This window comes from Chitinivibrionales bacterium (assembly GCA_035516255.1).
Taxonomy (GTDB): Bacteria; Fibrobacterota; Chitinivibrionia; order Chitinivibrionales; family FEN-1185; genus FEN-1185.
Genome location: DATJAL010000061.1, coordinates 40,554 through 59,260, shown reverse-complemented (window position 1 = coordinate 59,260; position 18,707 = coordinate 40,554). Strand labels below are relative to the sequence as shown.

The 18,707-nt window shown below is 56.2% G+C and carries 17 protein-coding genes; 11 read left to right on the top strand and 6 right to left on the bottom strand.

Annotation, left to right across the window (positions count from 1 at the left end):
- A complete protein-coding gene (locus tag VLX68_17740) occupies window positions 1-768 on the bottom strand; it encodes a Ku protein (GenBank protein HUI94086.1) in 768 nt (255 codons plus the stop codon).
- 315 nt (window positions 769-1,083) lie between these two features.
- Here VLX68_17740 and hypF point away from each other — a divergent pair, with 315 nt between their 5' ends.
- From hypF to VLX68_17700, 8 genes are all read left to right on the top strand, one after another.
- On the top strand, window positions 1,084-3,354 hold the full coding sequence (gene hypF / locus VLX68_17735) for a carbamoyltransferase HypF (GenBank protein ID HUI94085.1): 2,271 nt from the start codon (window positions 1,084-1,086) through the stop codon (window positions 3,352-3,354).
- A gap of 82 nt (window positions 3,355-3,436) precedes the next feature.
- Entirely contained in the window at window positions 3,437-3,661 is a 225-nt protein-coding gene (locus VLX68_17730; GenBank protein HUI94084.1) for a HypC/HybG/HupF family hydrogenase formation chaperone, read from the top strand.
- Window positions 3,658-4,743 (top strand): hydrogenase formation protein HypD, encoded by a 1,086-nt coding sequence (gene hypD / locus VLX68_17725; GenBank protein ID HUI94083.1) that lies wholly within the window; start codon window positions 3,658-3,660, stop codon window positions 4,741-4,743. The genes VLX68_17730 and hypD overlap by 4 nt, the downstream gene beginning before the upstream one ends.
- A gap of 3 nt (window positions 4,744-4,746) precedes the next feature.
- A complete protein-coding gene (hypE, locus tag VLX68_17720; protein ID HUI94082.1) occupies window positions 4,747-5,751 on the top strand; it encodes a hydrogenase expression/formation protein HypE in 1,005 nt (334 codons plus the stop codon).
- Between the two features lie 90 nt (window positions 5,752-5,841).
- Window positions 5,842-7,410 (top strand): hypothetical protein, encoded by a 1,569-nt coding sequence (locus VLX68_17715; GenBank protein ID HUI94081.1) that lies wholly within the window; start codon window positions 5,842-5,844, stop codon window positions 7,408-7,410.
- Window positions 7,407-8,078 carry a hypothetical protein gene (locus tag VLX68_17710; GenBank protein HUI94080.1) on the top strand — a complete coding sequence of 224 codons (672 nt, stop codon included), beginning with the start codon at window positions 7,407-7,409 and terminating at the stop codon, window positions 8,076-8,078. Before VLX68_17715 ends, VLX68_17710 begins: the two co-directional genes overlap by 4 nt.
- Window positions 8,075-8,971: a hypothetical protein gene (locus VLX68_17705; GenBank protein HUI94079.1), complete on the top strand. Its 897-nt coding sequence runs from the start codon at window positions 8,075-8,077 to the stop codon at window positions 8,969-8,971. The genes VLX68_17710 and VLX68_17705 overlap by 4 nt, the downstream gene beginning before the upstream one ends.
- Window positions 8,972-9,183: 212 nt before the next feature.
- Window positions 9,184-9,732, top strand: coding sequence for a hypothetical protein (locus tag VLX68_17700; GenBank protein ID HUI94078.1), 549 nt, complete (start codon window positions 9,184-9,186; stop codon window positions 9,730-9,732).
- A gap of 72 nt (window positions 9,733-9,804) precedes the next feature.
- Here the strand turns inward: VLX68_17700 and VLX68_17695 are convergent, their stop codons facing one another.
- A complete protein-coding gene (locus VLX68_17695; protein ID HUI94077.1) occupies window positions 9,805-11,478 on the bottom strand; it encodes a tetratricopeptide repeat protein in 1,674 nt (557 codons plus the stop codon).
- Between the two features lie 40 nt (window positions 11,479-11,518).
- The gene (locus VLX68_17690; GenBank protein ID HUI94076.1) at window positions 11,519-12,064 is read right to left on the bottom strand and encodes a hypothetical protein; all 546 of its coding nucleotides are present in this window, start codon (window positions 12,062-12,064) and stop codon (window positions 11,519-11,521) included.
- Between the two features lie 175 nt (window positions 12,065-12,239).
- On the opposite strand from VLX68_17690, the gene VLX68_17685 reads away from it, so the two are divergent.
- Complete coding sequence (locus VLX68_17685; protein ID HUI94075.1) at window positions 12,240-12,812, top strand: sigma-70 family RNA polymerase sigma factor; 573 nt, start codon at window positions 12,240-12,242, stop codon at window positions 12,810-12,812.
- Entirely contained in the window at window positions 12,809-14,227 is a 1,419-nt protein-coding gene (locus tag VLX68_17680) for a FecR domain-containing protein (GenBank protein HUI94074.1), read from the top strand. Before VLX68_17685 ends, VLX68_17680 begins: the two co-directional genes overlap by 4 nt.
- A gap of 89 nt (window positions 14,228-14,316) precedes the next feature.
- On the opposite strand, the gene VLX68_17675 is transcribed toward VLX68_17680, so the two are convergent.
- Window positions 14,317-14,853 (bottom strand): hypothetical protein, encoded by a 537-nt coding sequence (locus VLX68_17675; GenBank protein HUI94073.1) that lies wholly within the window; start codon window positions 14,851-14,853, stop codon window positions 14,317-14,319.
- 564 nt (window positions 14,854-15,417) lie between these two features.
- Here VLX68_17675 and VLX68_17670 point away from each other — a divergent pair.
- Window positions 15,418-15,642 (top strand): hypothetical protein, encoded by a 225-nt coding sequence (locus VLX68_17670; GenBank protein ID HUI94072.1) that lies wholly within the window; start codon window positions 15,418-15,420, stop codon window positions 15,640-15,642.
- 19 nt (window positions 15,643-15,661) lie between these two features.
- Here VLX68_17670 and VLX68_17665 read toward each other — a convergent pair whose 3' ends face one another.
- Both VLX68_17665 and metK read right to left on the bottom strand, forming a co-directional pair.
- A complete protein-coding gene (locus VLX68_17665; protein HUI94071.1) occupies window positions 15,662-17,248 on the bottom strand; it encodes an aromatic amino acid ammonia-lyase in 1,587 nt (528 codons plus the stop codon).
- Between the two features lie 197 nt (window positions 17,249-17,445).
- Window positions 17,446-18,609: a methionine adenosyltransferase gene (gene metK / locus VLX68_17660; protein ID HUI94070.1), complete on the bottom strand. Its 1,164-nt coding sequence runs from the start codon at window positions 18,607-18,609 to the stop codon at window positions 17,446-17,448.
- Between the last annotated feature and the right edge of the window lie 98 nt (window positions 18,610-18,707).

Here is an 18,707-nt window from a genome sequence, read left to right as displayed (position 1 = left end):
TTATGCCGCCCTCTTCAAACTTTTTTCCAGGGCCGCAAGCAGCCTGCTCGGGCTCGTAGCTTTGAGGTGTCTGGGCTTCAGCAGCGTCAGTTTTTCCCCGCGCGCTTTCTTCTCTATGAGGGCCATCAATTTTTCGTAGTGCTCATTCTTGTATTTTTGCGGCTCAAAATGCACTGTCAGTTTCTTGATCAATTCACTGCCGGTATCCAATTCCTTCTGAGATAACGGAAAGATCTCAAGGCCGAGTGATTGCACCGGTATCACCTCATCGGCATGCCTGAGCACGTTCAGCCTCAGGGAGGTTCCGGATGAATGCAGCGCGCCAAGATACGCTCGCTTCCGCATCACCCAGGTGCAGACGCCGTCGGCCTCCATTCCCTTCATGGCCATAGCAAGTGCCGCATAACTTTTCGGGGACGCTTCAGGTTCCAGATAATAAGTCCGATCCAGAAAAACAGGATCGATTTCCCCGGTTTTCACGAATTCCCGGACCGTGATGTTCCTGTCGCCCTCGGGTTCGGTCTCTTCAAGCTCCTCCGGGTCAAACAGCACATACTTTGCTTCGTCAAGCTGATATCCCTTCACCTGTTCCTCGGCCGGGATCGGCACCTTTTCAAACGCGCATATCATCTGCTGGCGCAGTTTGACCCTGTCTGTTTTGTGAAACAAATGAAACTGGACGCGATGCTGGCTGACCGCAGTATGCAATTTCACCGCAACGTTGGTGTCTCCGAAATGGACGTTGCCGATCCAAATGGCTCCCGACATAAATGGTCCTTTTTTATGGAAGTTTCATTACACCCTTTAAAAGGTGATACTATCAATAATTGCATTTGTCTTTCACACATTTTATCTCAAAATTGACAATTTCAAAATACGCAAGTTTTGTGCCTTTTAAAATTTTATATGGATTTTAAAGGGTATTGATCCCCAATTTCCGATTGCACGACCATTTCTTCTTATTTATAAGAACCATGCGGCTATTAAAGACTTCCGTTATAATTATTGACAAAATCCCCCTTCTACGAGCATCTTCAAAGTCAGCCGGATATAATTTGTATATCAAAACAGTACTGTATCTCAATGGATCCCGTAATATCCTATCATATCACCATCAAAGGCACGGTCCAAGGCGTGGGTTTCCGGCCTTTTGTCTATCGTCTCGCGCACCAGCACGGCATTTCCGGAAATGTCAAGAACGATTCCACGGGTGTCATCATCAATGCGTACGGGGAAAGAATCCTGGTTGATAAATTCGTCCAATCAATCAAGCAATCCTCCCCGCCTCTTGCGAAAATCCGGTCAATTGAAATTCAGGAAAAACCGGTCCATAAAATTCCCCCAGGGTTTGTCATTGACAAAAGCGGAAGAGGCGAGGCGGCGGAAATAGACATTTCCCGCGACGTCGCGGTGTGCCCCGCATGCCTCAAGGAGATGTTCGATCCGAACAACCGGCGTTTTCTTCACCCCTTCATCAACTGCACCGACTGCGGACCGAGATACACCATCATCAAAAACCTCCCCTATGACCGGCCTTCCACCACCATGGCGGAATTCGCCCTGTGCGACGCATGTAAAAAAGAATATGAGCATCCCGGCGACCGGCGCTTTCATGCCCAGCCGACCTGCTGTCACGACTGCGGGCCGAAGCTTGCTTTAAAAGACAATCACGGCTCAATCATCAACGAAAAAGATCCAATGCATGCGGCAATTGACTTGCTTGTTGACGGTAGAATTGTCGCCATAAAAGGCATCGGCGGGTTCCACCTCGCGTGCAGGGCGGATTCAGGCGAATCGATCACCAGGTTGAGGTTGAAAAAGCACAGGGAAGAAAAACCGTTCGCGATCATGGTGAGGGACGTTGAAACCGCGCAACGCGCGGCTTTTGTTTCTGCGGAAGAGCAAGCATTGCTGGAATCCCCCGAACGGCCCATTGTCATCCTGCAAAAACGAATTGACTGCCCGGGAATCGCTTCCGAAGTCGCTCCTGGCATGCATACGCTCGGCATCATGCTCCCTTACACGCCTGTCCATCACCTGCTTTTTCACGATCCAAGAATAGGCGCACTGACCATGACAAGCGCGAACCTGAGCGACGAGCCGGTTGTTTTCAAGGATGAAACCGCTTTTAAACGCCTCGGTGATATTGCCGACGCATTTCTCACGCACAACCGCGCGATCCACATGCGCAATGACGATTCAATCGTGCGCGTTGTCACCGGAAGTCCGGTTATCATGCGGCGCTCCCGCGGTTTTGTCCCGGAGCCGCTTCCCGCGCCCGCCGACGTAACCGGTCTCGTCGCCCTCGGCGGCGTGCTCAAGAGCACCGTGGCCATCGGCAGGAAGCGCGGCTGCTACCTTTCACACTACATCGGCACCATCGAGTCCCTTGAAGATTTGAATAATCTCGACATGGCCGTCAACCACCTGACCGCCGCGCTTTCGGTCACGCCCGAGAAATTTGCCTGCGACCTGCACCCGCAGTCACTCGTGGCGTCGTACGCCGAAAAAACGGGATTGCCTGTTGTCAAGGTCCAGCACCACCACGCGCACGCGGCCGCGTGCATGGCCGAAAACGAAATCAGGGGCGACGCGCTTGCCCTGGTGTTTGACGGCACCGGATACGGTCCTGACGGCCGCATCTGGGGCGGGGAAATTCTTCACGCCACCTATAAGGGGTTTTCGCGGCTCGGACACCTTTCGTACATGCTTCTGCCCGGCGGCGACGAGGCCATACGAAATCCGGGCCGCATCGCGCTCGCCGCGCTGCATAAAACGCTCGGCGAAAAAGCGGCCGGTGCATTTCCGTGGATGCCCGAAGCGGAAAAACGCGCCGTGCTTGACATGGTGGAATCCGGCGCGGGGTGCGTTGAATCGAGCGGCATGGGCAGGCTGTTCGACGCGGCGAGCGCGCTTCTGGCCGTCTGCACGAAGCGGACCTATGAGGGCCAGCCCGCGATCATGCTTGAAGGGATTTGCGATCCGTCCGAAAAAGGCTCCTATGGTTTACCGCTGTCTGTCGAGGAAGACGGAATCATCATTGACGCCGGCGTGTTGCTTCACGAAGTGTATAAAGAGGTGAAAAACAAAACGCCGGTCCAAAAAATCGCCGCCAGGTTCCATACCACTCTGGCACAGGCCTCCGCAGCCGCGGCGGCAATCGCCTCGCAGCAATCCGGGTGTAAAACCGTGTGCCTGAGCGGCGGCGTGTTCCAGAACGCGTTTCTTGTTGAGCGGCTCGTGCCGCTGCTTTCGCAGGCCGGACTCCTGCCTGCGCTTCACCGCCGGACCCCGCCGAATGACGAATGTGTTTCGTACGGCCAGTTGGCAATCGCGGCCGCGGGAAGAAGATAAAAATTGAAATATTTTAAGGGATATGGTAGTATTTTAATACCTTTCCCCGTCTTCAGCAAACGCTTTTATTGAGAGAAACATTATGTGTCTTGCCGTCCCGGCTCAGGTAACAGCAGTAAGCGGTTCCATCGCTACGGTGTCGGTGCTGGGCAACACCACCTCGGCGGACATCTCGCTCCTCGAAGGCGTGCGCGCCGGCGATTACGTTCTTGTCCATGCAGGCTTTGCCATCCAGAAATACGACGAGGAGGAGGCAAAGATAACGCTCGAACTTCTCAAGGAACTCGCGAAAACGGCGGAACAATGAGCCTCGTTGAATTTTCCGACCCGTCAACCGCGCGGCTGCTTCTCGCCAAGATAGCCGCGACCGCGGCCTCGCTGGGGCAGGTGCGCATCATGGAGGTGTGCGGCACGCACACCATGGAAATCGGCAGGCTCGGCCTGCGCTCCCTGCTGCCGAAAAACGTGGAGCTCATTTCCGGGCCCGGCTGCCCGGTGTGCGTGACGCCCGGCTCCTACATCGACGCCGCGGCCGACCTTGCCCTTAAGAAAAACGCCCGGCTCGCGACCTTCGGCGACATGGTGCGTGTGCCCGGCGACCGCACCTCCCTCGACGAGGCAAGAGCAAAAGGCGCCGTTGTCGATGTGGTCACCTCGCCCCTCAACGCGCTCGAGATCGCGTCGCAGAACAAAAAAGACCAGGTCGTGTTTCTGGCCGTGGGGTTCGAGACCACCGCGCCCGCCACCGCCCGCGCCATAGAAATTGCTAAACAGGAAAAACTCAAAAATATCTCCTTCTTTGCGTCGCATAAAATCGTTCCGCCGGCGCTTTCCGCGCTGATCAGCGACAAGGAAAACGCGCTTTCAGGATTTCTGCTGCCCGGCCACGTGAGCGCCATCATCGGCGAAAAGCCGTATCAGCCCCTTGCAAGCGCCGGGCTGCCCGCGGTCATCACCGGGTTCGAGCCGCTTGACATTTTGAGCGGAATCATGATGGTCTGCGACATGATTGCCAACAAAAAAGCCGCGGTGCTGAACGCCTACCAGCGCATTGTGCACAAGCAGGGCAACCCAAAGGCCGTCGCGGCCGTCAACAAAGTGTTCGATGTCGCAGACACGGCCTGGCGCGGACTGGGCATGCTGCCCCAGAGCGGGCTTGCAATAAAAAAAGACTATCAGGATTTCGACGCGGCCGCCAGGTTTTCGGTTCCGGCGGACGCAACGGCGGCAATGCCGAAGGCCTGCTCCTGCGGCGATGTGATACGGGGACGCATGAGGCCGGACCAATGCCCGCTTTTCACCGTGTCGTGCACGCCGGAGAACCCGGTGGGCCCTTGCATGGTGTCAAGCGAAGGATCCTGCGCGGCGTATTTCAAATACGGAGCATAGGGAATGAGCGTCACGACCATCCGCATGTCGCACGGCAGCGGCCGGGGAAACAAGGAGCTCCTTGAATCCGTTGTGTTGCCCGCGCTCGTGCCGGGCGGCACCGGCGTGCTGGAAGACGCCTTCATCTTTGACATCCCCGGCCGCCGCTTCGCGTTCACCACGGACTCGTTCGTGGTGACGCCGCTCGAATTTCCCGGCGGCGACATCGGAAAGCTCGCCGCATGCGGCACCATCAATGACCTCGCCATGATGGGTGCGCAGCCTGCCATGATAACCGTTTCCCTGGTGCTCGAGGAAGGCCTCGACGCCGCGCTCCTTGCGAAAATGCTGCGCTCGCTTTCGGCCGTGTGCGCGTCAAACGGCATGCGCATCGCCGGCGGCGACACCAAGGTGGTCGAAAAGGGAAAGGCCGACGGCATGTACATCACCACGTCGGGCATCGGTATTGTCAAGGTGGGCGTGTCGCTGTCGGCCGCGAACGCAAAACCCGGCGACGCGGTGATCGTGAGCGGCGCTATCGGCCTGCACGGCATCACGGTATTGTCGCAGCGGAAAAACCTGCATTTCGCGTCAACGGCCGTTTCCGACTGCGCTCCATTGTGGGCACTTGCCAACCTGTTGTTAAGCTCGGTGCCGGTCCGCACGCTGCGCGACGCCACGCGCGGCGGGCTCGCCGCCATATTGTGCGAAATCGCGGACGCATCAAAGGCAAGCATCGTGATCCACGAAGACGCCGTGCCCGTGCCCGAGGTCGTGCGCGGCGCCTGCGCGTTTCTCGGCATGGACCCTTTACATATCGCAAACGAGGGCAGGTTCGCCGCCATTGTTCCCGCCGAGGCAAAAGACAAGGCGCTTGCGGCCATGCACAGCCACCCCGACGGCAAGGAGGCGCGCGTCATCGGCTACGTGGCGGAGCGGGGCAAGTTCCCGGTACTCATGAAAACCGTCATCGGCGCCACGAGGCCGGTTGAGATGCCGCAGGGAGAGTTGCTGCCGAGGATTTGCTGACTAAAACATTCCCGTAGACATATGCTTTGACATTCTCCCCCATGGCAATTATTTTTTCTTGCCGTTAACCTAATCCCTTCTATCTGATTCATGCAAGAAACCAAACCATCCGGCCTTCAAATCTCTTCGTCAACCTGGGTGCGCATCATCATCATTTTCCAGCTCGTGTTGCTTGGAACGCAGTTCACCCCTGGCCTTTCCACCAACGGCGACGACGCGCGCTACTACCTACTCGGAAAGGCGATCCACGACGGAAAAGGGTTCAGGCAGATCCAGCACCCCACCATGCCGGTTGAAAAAACATATCCCGCGGTGTTTCCCCTCATGCTTTCTTTTCTGGATGTTTTTTCCGACAGCATCCTGCTCGCGAAAATCGCGCAGGGCATCCTCGGCGCCTGCGTCACGCTCCTTGCGTTCATGCTGTTTCGGATCTATTCCAAAAACCTGCTCGTTCCCATGGTGCTGCTGTGCGCGGGCTCGGCGACGCTCGCGCAATTCAGCTTGAGCCTCATGAGCGAAATACCGTATCTTTTTTTCTCGCTCCTCGCGCTGTACCTGTACGAACTGAGCGTTGCGAACCCGAAAAAAGCGTGGCTGTTCTGGCTCACGGCCGTGATCTCGGTTTTCCCCATGCACTGCAGGAGCGTGGGGCTCGCGTTCAGCGCGTCGTGGATCCTCACGACCCTCTTTACAAAACGGTACAGCTATGCGGCCGCGCATGTCGTCCTTCTCCTGGCGACCGTGGTCGTGTTCCACATGCTCACCTCGTGGGAAAATTCCTATCTCGTCCAGATCATCCAGAAAAATACCTACGACCCCGAGGCGGGCTTCGTGACGCCCGCCGAGATGGCGCAGCGGGTTATGGAAAACATCAAGGCATACGGTTCGATCATCATGCAGCGGTCCCTGCTTCCCCTGCCGTTCCCCTCCACGCCGGGCCAGCAGACCGCCGCGGGCATCTTTATTGTCGTGTTCATCCTGTTGGGATGGGCGCGCGGCCTGTTCGGCGCCATGAAATTCCTTTCGTTGTACGTGTTCATGTACTTCGGCATCCTGCTTATGTGGCAGACGCAATGGTCAAGCGAGCGCTTCGTTGCGGGCGTGGTTCCGTTTCTATTTTTCTTTCTCCTTTACGGCCTCGAGGGCGCAGTCGGCGTATTCGCCGGGCAGCAGAAAAAAACGCCGTTCCTTGCACGCCTTAAGAACGCAGCCCTTGACGTGCAGGGGCCGCCGGTTCCCGGCCGCGCAGCCGCATGGATCGCCGTGGCCTTCGTCCTTGTCCTCAACGTCTCATATGCGTCGATGTTCCTGCGCAAAAGCCAGGCCCTGGGTCCGGACTGGAAAAACTTCTACAGCTGCGCCGACTGGATGCGGATCAACACGCCGCCGGACGCCGTCGTCATGAACCGGAAAGTGGAGTTGTTCTACATCCGCGCAAAGCGCGCCGGCGTCATGTATTCGTACTCGCACGATGTCAACAATATCATGAGGGAAATAGACAGCGCGCATGTGGATTACGTGGTGCTCGACAACTTCGCCTGGACCGCGACCACGCGGCAGTATCTCTACCCCGTGCTCCAGACGTTCCCGGACCGCTTTCAGATGGTGTACGTGCTTAACAACCCGCCCACGGCGGTTTACAAGGTGATACGGCAATGAACATTCGCGCGCTCATCCGCCGCGACGCCGCGGTGTACCCTGTTATGTTTGCCGCGTGGGCGCTCGTTGTCGGGCTCATGCACGGCAACTACCGGTATTTCGGCACACCGTATCCGTCGGCCACCATCGGGCAGATCAATGACTCGCGGCAGCAGTCAATTGCAAACGACATCGCCAGGATGGCGCAGGCGCTCGCACCTGAGAGAAATCCCGAGCAGCGCGCCCGCCTGGAGGCGAACATCGGCGGGGCATTTAACGAACTGTACCGTGGCTCGCGCAATCGCGCCGCACTTGATTCGGCGCAGCGCCACTTCGAAAGCGCGTTCGCGATAGCCCCAAATCTTCAGGTGGCTCATTATATGCTCGGCATGACGCTGCTTGAAAAAAACGATCCCGCTGCGGCCGCCCCGCAATTTACAAAGGAAATCGATCTGTATTCCTCGAACCCGGCAGCCGGTTCGGATCAGGCGACCTTTCGAACGACCGCGGCGCTGTCGTGCTTCCAGCTCGCCGCGCTGTATTCCTCGGCGCTTAAAAATCCCGGCCTGGCGCAGGAATATTTCAACCGCTACTGCCGGCTCGAAACCGACGCGAAGCGCAAACAGGACGCGATACAGGCGCTCAAGCAATACGGCGTGGTTTCCGTCAACAACGGGCTTTCCCGATGAACGCCGAAACGGCCTGGGACGGCACATCAAAGGGCAGCGCCGCCGGAACATGGATTTTCATCCAGCTCGTCACCCGGTTCGGGCTCGTTCCCGCCTACGGGTTGCTCTTATTCGTGGCCTTGTATTACGCGCTGTTTAAAAAAGAGCCGGCGGCCGCGGTCCGTTCCTTCAGGAGCCATTTACACCTCAGAACCGGGCTGTTTGACCTTTACCGGCACTTTTTCTCCTTCGGCATGAGCCTTATTGACAAGTACGCATTCCTCACCGGCAGAAAAAAATTCTTTTCGTTCGAATCGATCCGCGAGGACGTGATCGCGCAGGCGCTGGAAAAGGGGCGGGGCGTCATCCTGCTCGGCGCGCATATCGGCAATTGGGAGATCGCCGGCGACCTTCTTTCGGAACGGCTCAGTGCGCCGGTCAGCTATGTCATGGTCGACGCCGAGCGGCCCGAGGTCCGCAGCGTTCTGGGCCGGGCCCTTGCGGCGCGCAGGACCGCAGTCATTCCGGTTGCCGGTGACGGCCTCGACTTCATGTTCGCGGTGCGCGAGGCGCTCAAAAAAAACGGCATCGTGTGCATGCACGGCGACCGGAGCATCGGCAAAAAAGGTGAAAAACACAATTTTCTCGGCGACGACGTCCTATTCCCCGTGGGCCCGTTTGCCATCGGCGCGGCCACCGGCGCGCCCATCGTGCCCGTCATGGTGACGAAAACGGGGCTTAAAAAATACGCCTTCAAGGCCCATGCGCCCATCCTCTTTGACGGCATCACACCGGAAAACCGGGACAAGTACCTCTTCACGGCAATGGAACGGTATGTGGGCATTCTCGAGCAGGTGGCGAAGGAAAAGCCGCACGAATGGTTCAACTTCTATGACTTCTGGCTATCAAAATAAAGATTGACTGCTGGTTCGTGCTGTTCAAGCAGCATTATTGGGCTCCCGACTCTCTATTTCAAACCAAATCTGCAGGCATCTACCCACTTATTTGAACTTTTTATACGACAGAGATTTATAATAAGCAATCTTTTCAGGCCACACTCTATCTAATTATATTTAAGGGTTGCATCTGGGTAATAAAACAGCCAATTTGAAAAAGGGAGGTTATTATGGTGTCCCGTGCCTTAAAGGCGATGGCGGGGTTGCTCGCAATAACAATGTTATGTCCTGTTTTGGCATCCGCGGGGGAAGAAACGTATGAGGGATGCAAGCTCACGACCGACAACAGCGGCCGCATCACCGCAATGACCTACAGCAATCCTGAAACCTATCTCGGGATAGAGTCGGGTTTCCAATTTTCCGTTTCAGCCGACGGCAGGGCAACGGGCGGCACCATCAACTTTAAAAACGGCTTTCAGCGTCAAATGAACAACGGGGAAGCATCGCTTTATTTTGCCAAGTGCGGCGGCCCGAACACAGTGTGGGATTACAGCCGGGATCATGGGAAGACCGTTTCTTACGTGATCGGCAACGACAAGGTTCCGAACGAAGTATTCGGTAAAACATGCCGGCTGATCAGCCCGGAAGGCAAAGAGTATATCGGCAAGCTCGCAAAGTCTTCAAATGGGGACGGCTTTTCACTTGCCGTTGACGGCGCCAGCGGCGGACCGTTGCTGTTCACGGGAAACACGGTAAAGGAAATCCAGGAAATGAAGTAGGATTTTTACTAAGATGCGATCATCTGGACGTTTCCGGAATGGGAACGTCCTTTTTTTACCCTGCCGCCGGCATTACTGCCGTTTTGAAAGTGCGGAAAATTCTTTATCGTTCCATAAAAAGGACAGGTCCCTGTCATGTTTCCATGCATCGACGTCCGTAAACCCGTTTTCAATGGATTTCCTCAGCCACACCAGTGCATCGTCCCTGTTTTTCTCAAGCGAAAAGCACTCGGCGATCCGCCAGCATGACTTTGCCGCCAGCTGGCGGGACTCCAGCGATTTTTTGTAATCCGCGACCGCCGAATCATAGCTGCCATGCGATTTATAAATATTTCCGCGGTGCAGGTAGGCGAACCGGTCGTCCGGTTTCATCCTGATCGCATCGTTGAAATCCTTAAGCGCCATCTCGTTGCGGCCGGTGAGGCTGTACATCAATCCCCTGCCGAAATAGGCGTGTTCCTGCACGCCGTCATATTCCAGCGGCGAAAGCAGACCTATCGCTTTTGTAAAGCACACGATGGCGCTGTCGTATTGCTTTGCGTCCCCCAGCGCGCGGCCCTTGTTGATGAGGGTAAGGCTATGATTCGGGTCGAGAGCGAGCGCGCTGTCGTAGTCCGCGATGGCCTTGTCGAGTTCTCCCTGCTGGTAGTACACGTTCCCGCGGCCGAAATACGCGTTCACGACATGGAGCATCGGGTTGAATTCATAGGTATTGCTGTCGCATTTTATTGACGCCGTGTAATCCGCAATAGCTTCTTTATATCTGCCCAGGGATTTATACGTCGCGGCCCTCTTGGCATAGGCATCGGCATAGGCAGGTTTGATTTTGATGGCAAGGGTGTAATCCTCGAGCGCCGCGCTGAAATCCCTCCGGGCTTCCCGGAGAACGCCCCTGTTGGTGAGCGCCTGAACGTAGGAACTGTCGAGCGATATCGCTTTCGTGTAATCGGCTATTGCGCTGTCGTACTGCGCTTGCCTGTACCGTTTGGGATCGGAAATGTTCATGCGTGCCGCATAATTGGGGTTCGCGGCCATGGTCGAAATATAGTACCGCGTCGTTCCAAGTCCGTTGCGCGCCGGAGCGCTTCGCGGGTTCGCGGCCACGGCGGCTTCGTACATCACAGCGGCGGAGTCCAGCAGGCCGGCGTACAGAAAAACGTCGGCAACGCCCGCGAGCGCGCCTGCATTGTGCGGATCATGGCCGAGCACCTTCCTGAATTCGGCAATGGCGCCGGCATGATCGGTGAGCTTGAGACCATTGCCGCGGCGCAGGATGATGCTGTCTTCCTCGGAAACGGCGGCCGCCGGTTTTTGACCGGCCGCGGTCCTGCGGATGTCCGCATTCAGGGTGATCCGCGCCGGGGCATGCTTGACAAGACGGACAGCCTCCGTCCTTTTCGGCACGTTTTCCTGCCTGCGGATCGGTCCGGTCTTCTCTTCACCGGACGGCTGAGACACGCCGCCACGAAGCAATTTCGCCATCCTTGCTTCCGGAATGGTGCGGCGGATATCGGGCACGCTCTTCACCGGTTGCATGGTGCTTAATACCACGCCGCAGACAACCCCGGCAGCCAGGGTCGCTGCAAGAGCATTGCGCAGACGCCGCTGCTTGTCAATGAGGAAAATATCGCCGCGCTTGTTGAGCGCCTGCGCCCATTCGGCATCGCTCAGGACCCGGCCTTCCTCACTCTCCTCGTCATCCTCGCATGATGGTCCGTGATAGAGAGTCCTGTTTTCCGCAGTCATGGGGCGCCTCGGTACGAATCATCTTCCGCCGCTGCGCCGGCTACTTGAGGCGCTGAATCTCTTTCACGGCGAACTTGTAAAACAGCATGGTGCTGTTATGGATATTCAGCGAATACCAATCACCCGTGCTCGGCGGAGGAACCTGGCTGAGAATGCCGATGTACCTCATCCCGTCCTGGGATATGATCCGCACCTTCTGTCCGATGAATTCCGGCGGGACCGGATCACGGCCGAAGGTGAAAACCGCGACACCGCCTTGCTGGGCCATGAAATCCCAATACGCATTGTCGCCTTTGAATTCAGAATAGTAAAAGCCTACCTCTTCCGGCGTCATCGCGCGTTGAAAACCGCTCTTGAAATGAATGGTGCCGCTCGTGGCTGTCCCGCCGGCATCCACGGTCAGTTCAAGGTCCTTCTCAATCTTCAAATACGTTGAAGGATCGGCAAAGACCATGGTAGCGGCTCTGCCGTTCCCGCCCGGCGTGATTTTCCAATTGTTCACGACCTGTTGGCCGAACAGCAACTGGAAGCCGAGAATTAAAAAGGCACCGCACGGCGTCATGAACTTCATCGCAATATTTTGCATCACATTCCTCCTTCTCATGATAGGCACTTCTACTTAATTAGACTGAAGTTTCAGAATATGGTTTCCAGCTTTTTTCAATCACATCTTCCGGTTTGGAAATCATATATTTAACAATGCAATTTTTCTGCCAATAGATAAATAAAGAAACCTTTCCCCGGATGCAGGGTCTTATAATATGGATGATACCGGGAGCCAGGACAATGATCTCGTCCTGCGCAGCCAGCGCGGGGAAACGGATGCTTTAAGAAAGCTCCTGATTTCCAACAGCAGGCTGATACAGTCGGTTACGGCTCGCATGACCAGAAATCCTCAAATGCAGGAGGACATTTTTCAGGAAGTAGCAATGCGGGTGGTCCGGGGCATCAAGGAGTTCAAGGGAAATTGCAAATTCAGCACGTGGCTGTACCGGATCACCGTCAATGTCGCGCTCACCATCCTTGTTAAGGAAGGAGGGTATAAAAAAACGGTCGCGCTTGAGGACGTTCCGGAGCATGCGCTGAAACGCGAGCAGACCATCGAGGATTCGGTGGACCGGGACCGCGCGTTCGGGGAAATCAGGTCGGCCGTTCTGGAAATGTCGCCGAAGAACCGGGAGGTTTTTTCCCTCTTTTACTTCGCGGATGCCAGCATCGATGAGATCGCGGCCCAAACCGGAATGCATTCGAACGGGATAAAGGCGATCCTGTTCAAGGGCAGAAAGACGATCACGAAACACCTCAGAAAAAAAGGACTTCTGGATTTAGCATGAGATGTCCAATCAGCGAGCGTCACATTTACCTGCTGTGCGACGGCCTTCTCCAGGGGAAGGAAAAGTCGGACGTTCAGGCGCATATCCAGGCATGCGGCCGCTGTAAAAAAATCCATGATGAGGCGCTGCGGTCGCTCGCCCTGATCAAGCGGCCGGCTCCGGAACAGTTCCTTCTCGACCGGGCGGCAACGGAATCCGTCATTGATCGCGCCTTTGCAAATGCAAACCGCCGGCCCCGGATCATTTCCCTGACGACACGGAGAAAAACATTTGCCTGGCTTGCCGCGGCGGCCGTTCTTTTGCTTGTTCTGGGTTCAGGCATTTATTTATTGCGGAACGTTCAAAAAAGCGGAGTTGAGGTTTCTTCCGCCGTCCGCAACGTGGGCGCCGAAATTCCACTGCTGACGTCGGCAAAAGACACGTTGGTCATGTTCAACAGGATGTGCGCCATTCATGCCGGCCTCAACACGCGCGTCTCGATAGACCGCCGCGGGCCGCGGGTCGTGTATTTCAACCTGGACCAGGGCGATGTGCAGATCGCGGCGCACAAAGGGCTTTACGATACGATTGCGGTCAGGTGCGCGCCCGTCACGGTGTTTACCACCGGAACGCATTTTTCCGTTGAAAAGACAGGCGCCGAGGTGCTCGTTTCCGTTGTCGAGGGCGGCGTAAAACTCAGCAACAGCCAGACCAACGGCTGGATGTTGCTGTCATGCGGAGACAGGTGCATCATTCACTGTGAAACCGGCGCCTGGGAAAGAACAGCTATTCCCGAGGTTGAACAGAAACAATTGACCGAACAATTCGAATCCATTGCCTCATCCGACATCGCACTGGTCCCGGCACCCGCAACGGGTGCGCGCCAGCAGCGCGGCGACCGTCTTCAAAAGCCCGCCCTGCAGAAACAGGGATACGACGCGATCCGCGGCCTTATTTATCGCCGCGATTACGATAAAGCAATCATTGCCATTATGCAATACCTTGCATCGGCTTCAACGGACCGCGACGTCGCCTATTGCGACCTCGCGCTCTGCTACAGCCGCACCGGCCGCTGGGAAAGCGCCCTCGATGCCTATGACAAGGCATCGGCGGCAACAGAGGACAGCCTTGTCAAGGAAGCCGTGCTGCACCGGTCCAACAGCATACTTTTTTCCAAGCTCGTCCGTTACGGTCAGGCTGAACAGGGAATAAAAACCTATCTCGCGCGGTACCCGAACGGCGCCTGGCGGGAAAGGGAATACGGCATGCTCGTCAAGGTTCAAATCGCTCAACAGCGCCGAGAGGACGCGCAGCGGACCGCACAACGGTACATGTTCGAGTTCCCCGGTTCGTGCAGCGCCGATAAAATGCTGATGGAGATCGCAAAGATTCCCGCCGACCAGAGCGCAAATCGTCGCCTGGTCCCCGCGCGGTGACTGAACGGCCCTCGGACGTGTGACCCTGACCATTTAATAAAAAAGCCGCAGGAACGGGCCCGCGGCTTATAACGCAAAAAATTTTTTTCTTATTGCTTGATGGTCTGGATTTCCCGCACCGCTTTTCTCCAGAACAAGACCCTGTTGCCCTTAATGTCGAGCGAAAACCACTCCGGCGTATTCGTATTCTGGCTCAGCGTCCCCATATAATAATTGCCCTCATTTGAAATCACCCGCACCGTGCGTCCGAGAAATGAGAGCGGGATCATGTCGACCGAAGAAGTAAAGCTGTTTATTTTTCCCTGTGGCTGCAGGAAATCCCAGAAGGCATTGGCGCCCTTGAGCAGCGACCAGTAAAAGCCGACTTCCTCCGTTGTCAATGCGCGATGGATGCCGTCCTTGAACTTGACGGTCGCCTTCACGGGAATGCCGGCATTGTCAACCTGGTATTCCATTTCCGCTTCTATCTTGAGGGGTGTGGCGGGATCGGTGATGAGCATCGTCGCGGAGCCGTCGCCGGCCGGCGTGATCTTCCAGTTGCTGAAATACTGCTGGGCGGTAAGCGGAAACGCCATAGCCGCCATGATGCACAACGCCGCAGCCAGTACCTTTTTGGCGAAAACCATACTTCCTCCTTTATGTGCGATGCTCCAGTCTGGATATAAAATAAGATAGAAAAAGGGGAAAATGGGAAAAAAATGAGAGAAATAAAAAAGATGGGCGTTCCCCCGGTGATAGGGGCGAAAAATTCTTCACCCCTATCACCGGGGTCGGTTCTCCTTGCGGGCTCGGCCTTTGGCCTCGTTGCCGGACCGCCCTATGTCTAGCGGCCGGGTCGGCCGGCAACGCGCTCCAGCGCGCCCTACAGTCGCCTCTAACGCGGCGGCGGAGTCCATTTTATCAACAAATTCTTGTCGCGCCGTCGAGTGGCGGTGGTGAATCCGTAAAATAAGGGTGAAACGTGTGGCCTGACTCTCCGAGTCAGGTTCTTATTCTAAAATCGGTTCGAGCCATGATGAACTTTGATTAACCTGTTCAGCGACTATCCAGATGAAACATTTTTGGATTGAGTAACATTCATGTTAAAACTATTTAAATATTTCCTAGTACTTTTACTGCTATCTGGTTGCAGAACCAATCAGCCAACCAATCCAAATAGTCTTAGAACAATCTTGCTTAAAACTGGAATAATGCAACTTAATGCAAACGGCGGGGTCGTTTCCTGTACACCCACCTTTTGCGTCTGTTTTGAGGACACCATACCGGTCTTCAGCATTCCAAAAGACAGCGTGGGAAAAATTGAGGCAATGATTGCGAATGACACCAACGAATACAACGCGGATGTGGCGAACCACCGGTCTTTTTGCGCAAACGGCGGATGCAGGATTCAATGCAAATACATGTATTGCGAATAATTCAGAATTTCCGCAACATTTACTTATAATACCTCTCCAGATCATCAAACAACTGACTCGAGAACAAAATCTTCCTGAACTTTACCAAATCCTCATGAAATACCCGTTTGTTGTCATACACGGTAAAATGCTTTTTTAATTCTTTGTAAACATTCGTCGTTCCTTTGCCCATGGTCTTTGCATTTCTCAGCGACAGCGCCTGCAGTTGCGCGAGCGTCTCGAGCGTGAGCACGTGCTTGGCGTTGCTCACGGCCTTGAACGCCTTGCGCGCGGCGACGGTGCCCATGCTCACCACGTCCTGGTTCGAGGCATTGCACGAGATCGAGAGCGTGCTCACCGGGTTGGCGAGCTGGCGGTTCTCTGCCGTGGTGGACGTGGCGAGATACTGCGCGCCCATGAACCCCATGGTAAGGCCCACGGTGCCCACGATCAGGTGCTCGGGCAGGCCCTCGTTGAGGCTTTTGTCAAGCAGCTTGTTGAGCCGCCGCTCCGACAGCGTGCACAGCTCGGCCACGGCCATGCACAGCGTGTCCATGGCAAACCCGACGCTCTGTCCGTGGAAATTGCCGCCGTGGATGATTTTTTTCTTTCTCGGGATGATGATGGGATTATCGTTTGACGAGTTCGCTTCGATCTCGATTGTTTTTGCCGCTGCGTCGAGCGCCTCGCTCACGGGCGCCAGGATCTGCGGGGTGCAGCGGATGGAATAAACGTCTTGCACGTTGATGCTGGTCTCGTACACCTTGTCGCCGGTCTGCTGCTTCCGGATGATGTCGTGCATGTCTTTGCGCAGCGTGATGTTCTTCGAACCCGCGTACAGCCTGCGGATGATCTGGGCGATGGCCTTCTGTCCCGGATGCGGCTTCACCTCGTGGAGGTCCTCGTCGAACGCGTCGTCGATGCCGCCGAAGATCTCAATGGCCAGCGCCGCGTTGACACACGCGAGACGCAGCAGCTTCTTGGCGCCGAACAGCGCGAACGCGGCGACGGCGGTCATGGCGCTCGTGCCGTTCATGATCGCGATGCCCTCCTTGTAGCTCAGCCGCAGGGGCTTAAGCCCGGCCCGCCCGAACGCGCCGGCCGCGTCGCAGTATTCCTTCTTGTAAAACACCTTGCCCTCGCCGATGACGGCGAGCGCCACGTGCGCCAGGTGCACCAGGTCGCCCGACGCTCCCACACTGCCGCATTCGGGGATGAACGGAGCGATACCGGCGTTCACCATCGCGGCCATGAGCTCGACCAGCTCGGTGCGCACGCCGGAATACCCTTTGACAAGCGTGTTGAGCCGCACCGCAAGCACGGCGAGCGCGATGTAGGGCTTGATGGGATCGCCGAGGCCCGCCGCATGGCTTTTGATCAGGTTCACCTGAAGGGTTTCGATGTCGCCGTCGCTGATGATCTTATTGCACATGGGACCAAACGAGGTGTTCACGCCGTAGATGATCCGCTTTGCCTCGACCTCTTGGGTCAAGAACGTCCGGGACTCCTTGCAACGTGCAAGGGCGTCCTTGTCGATCGCAACGCGCTTGTCACCGATGCCGATGGCAACGATGTCTTCGACCGTGAGGTTGCCGCCGGTGAGCACGACTGCGGGGCGCTTGTCCATTTGTCTACTCCTTAAAGAATAAATCCGCCACGGAGACACAGGGGGCACATGGAATAATGAGAGTTATTTAAGGTGTGGACTCTTTATTCCCATTTCCTCTTGTGTTTTCTGCGCCTCTGCGGCTATCTTTTCATGAAAATATATGAAAAAGGGCATAGAAGTTCTATGCCCTTTTATTTTTCAATCACCCTACCGCCTTACTTTAGCCCGGCGGCCTTCCTGATCTTGTCAACCATGTCGAGTTTTTCCCAGGTGAAGTTGGGCAGCTCGCGGCCGAAATGGCCGTTGCGCGCTGTCTCGCGGTAGATGGGCCGCCGCAGTTTGAGTTTCTCGATGATGGCCGCGGGACGCAGGTCGAACACTTTTTCCACGATCTTGCTTATCCGGTCGTCGGACATGATGCCGGTGCCGTAGGTGTCCACGAAAATCGAAATCGGTTTTGCGACGCCGATGGCATACGATACCTGTATTCTCACCTTTTTCGCGAGCTTTGCCGCAACGAGGTTCTTGGCGATCCAGCGCGCGGCGTACGCCGCGCTCCGGTCGACCTTGGTGGGGTCCTTGCCCGAAAACGCGCCGCCGCCATGGCCGCCGTAGCCGCCGTAGGTGTCCACGATGATTTTGCGGCCTGTCACGCCGCTGTCGCCGTGCGGCCCGCCGATCACGAACCGGCCGGTGGGATTGATGTGGTAAATGGTGTTCTTGTCAAGCAATTTTGCGGGGATAACCTTCTTGATGATCTTCTCGATCATGTCCTTTTTGATCTTCGAATACGGCGCCTCGGGCGCGTGCTGGGTCGAGAGCACCACGGTGTGGACGCGCAAGGGCTTGTCGTTCTCGTATTCCACAGTCACCTGCGACTTGCTGTCGGGCCGCAGGTACTTGATGAGCTTCTTTTCACGTGCCGCGGTGAGGTATTCCATGAGCCGGTGCGCAAGGTGGATGGCGAGCGGCATGTAGGTCTTTGTCTCGTCGCACGCATAGCCGAACATCATGCCCTGGTCGCCCGCGCCCTGTTCCTTGTGCAGGCCCTTGCCGGCCGTGACGCCCTGCGAAATGTCGGGCGACTGCTTGTCGAGCGTCACCATGATGCCGCAACTCTTGGCGTCGAACCCGAGCGTGGGGTCGTTGTAGCCGATCTCGGCGATGGTCTTACGCGCGATCCCCGGAATGTCAACGACCGCCTTGCTGGTGATCTCCCCGGCGATCACCACGAGCCCTGTGGTCACCAGCGTTTCGCAGGCGACGCGGGAATAGGGGTCCTGCTCGAACATCGCGTCGAGCACCGCGTCGGAAATCTGGTCTGCGACCTTGTCCGGATGCCCCTGCGACACGCTTTCGGAAGTAAATAGATACCTCATTCATTCCGCCTTTCGGAAAAATTGATTTATGGTAATTGCAATAAATTTCCGGGTGGATACCGTTAATGGATGGAGTAAAATACTATATCCCGGCGGCG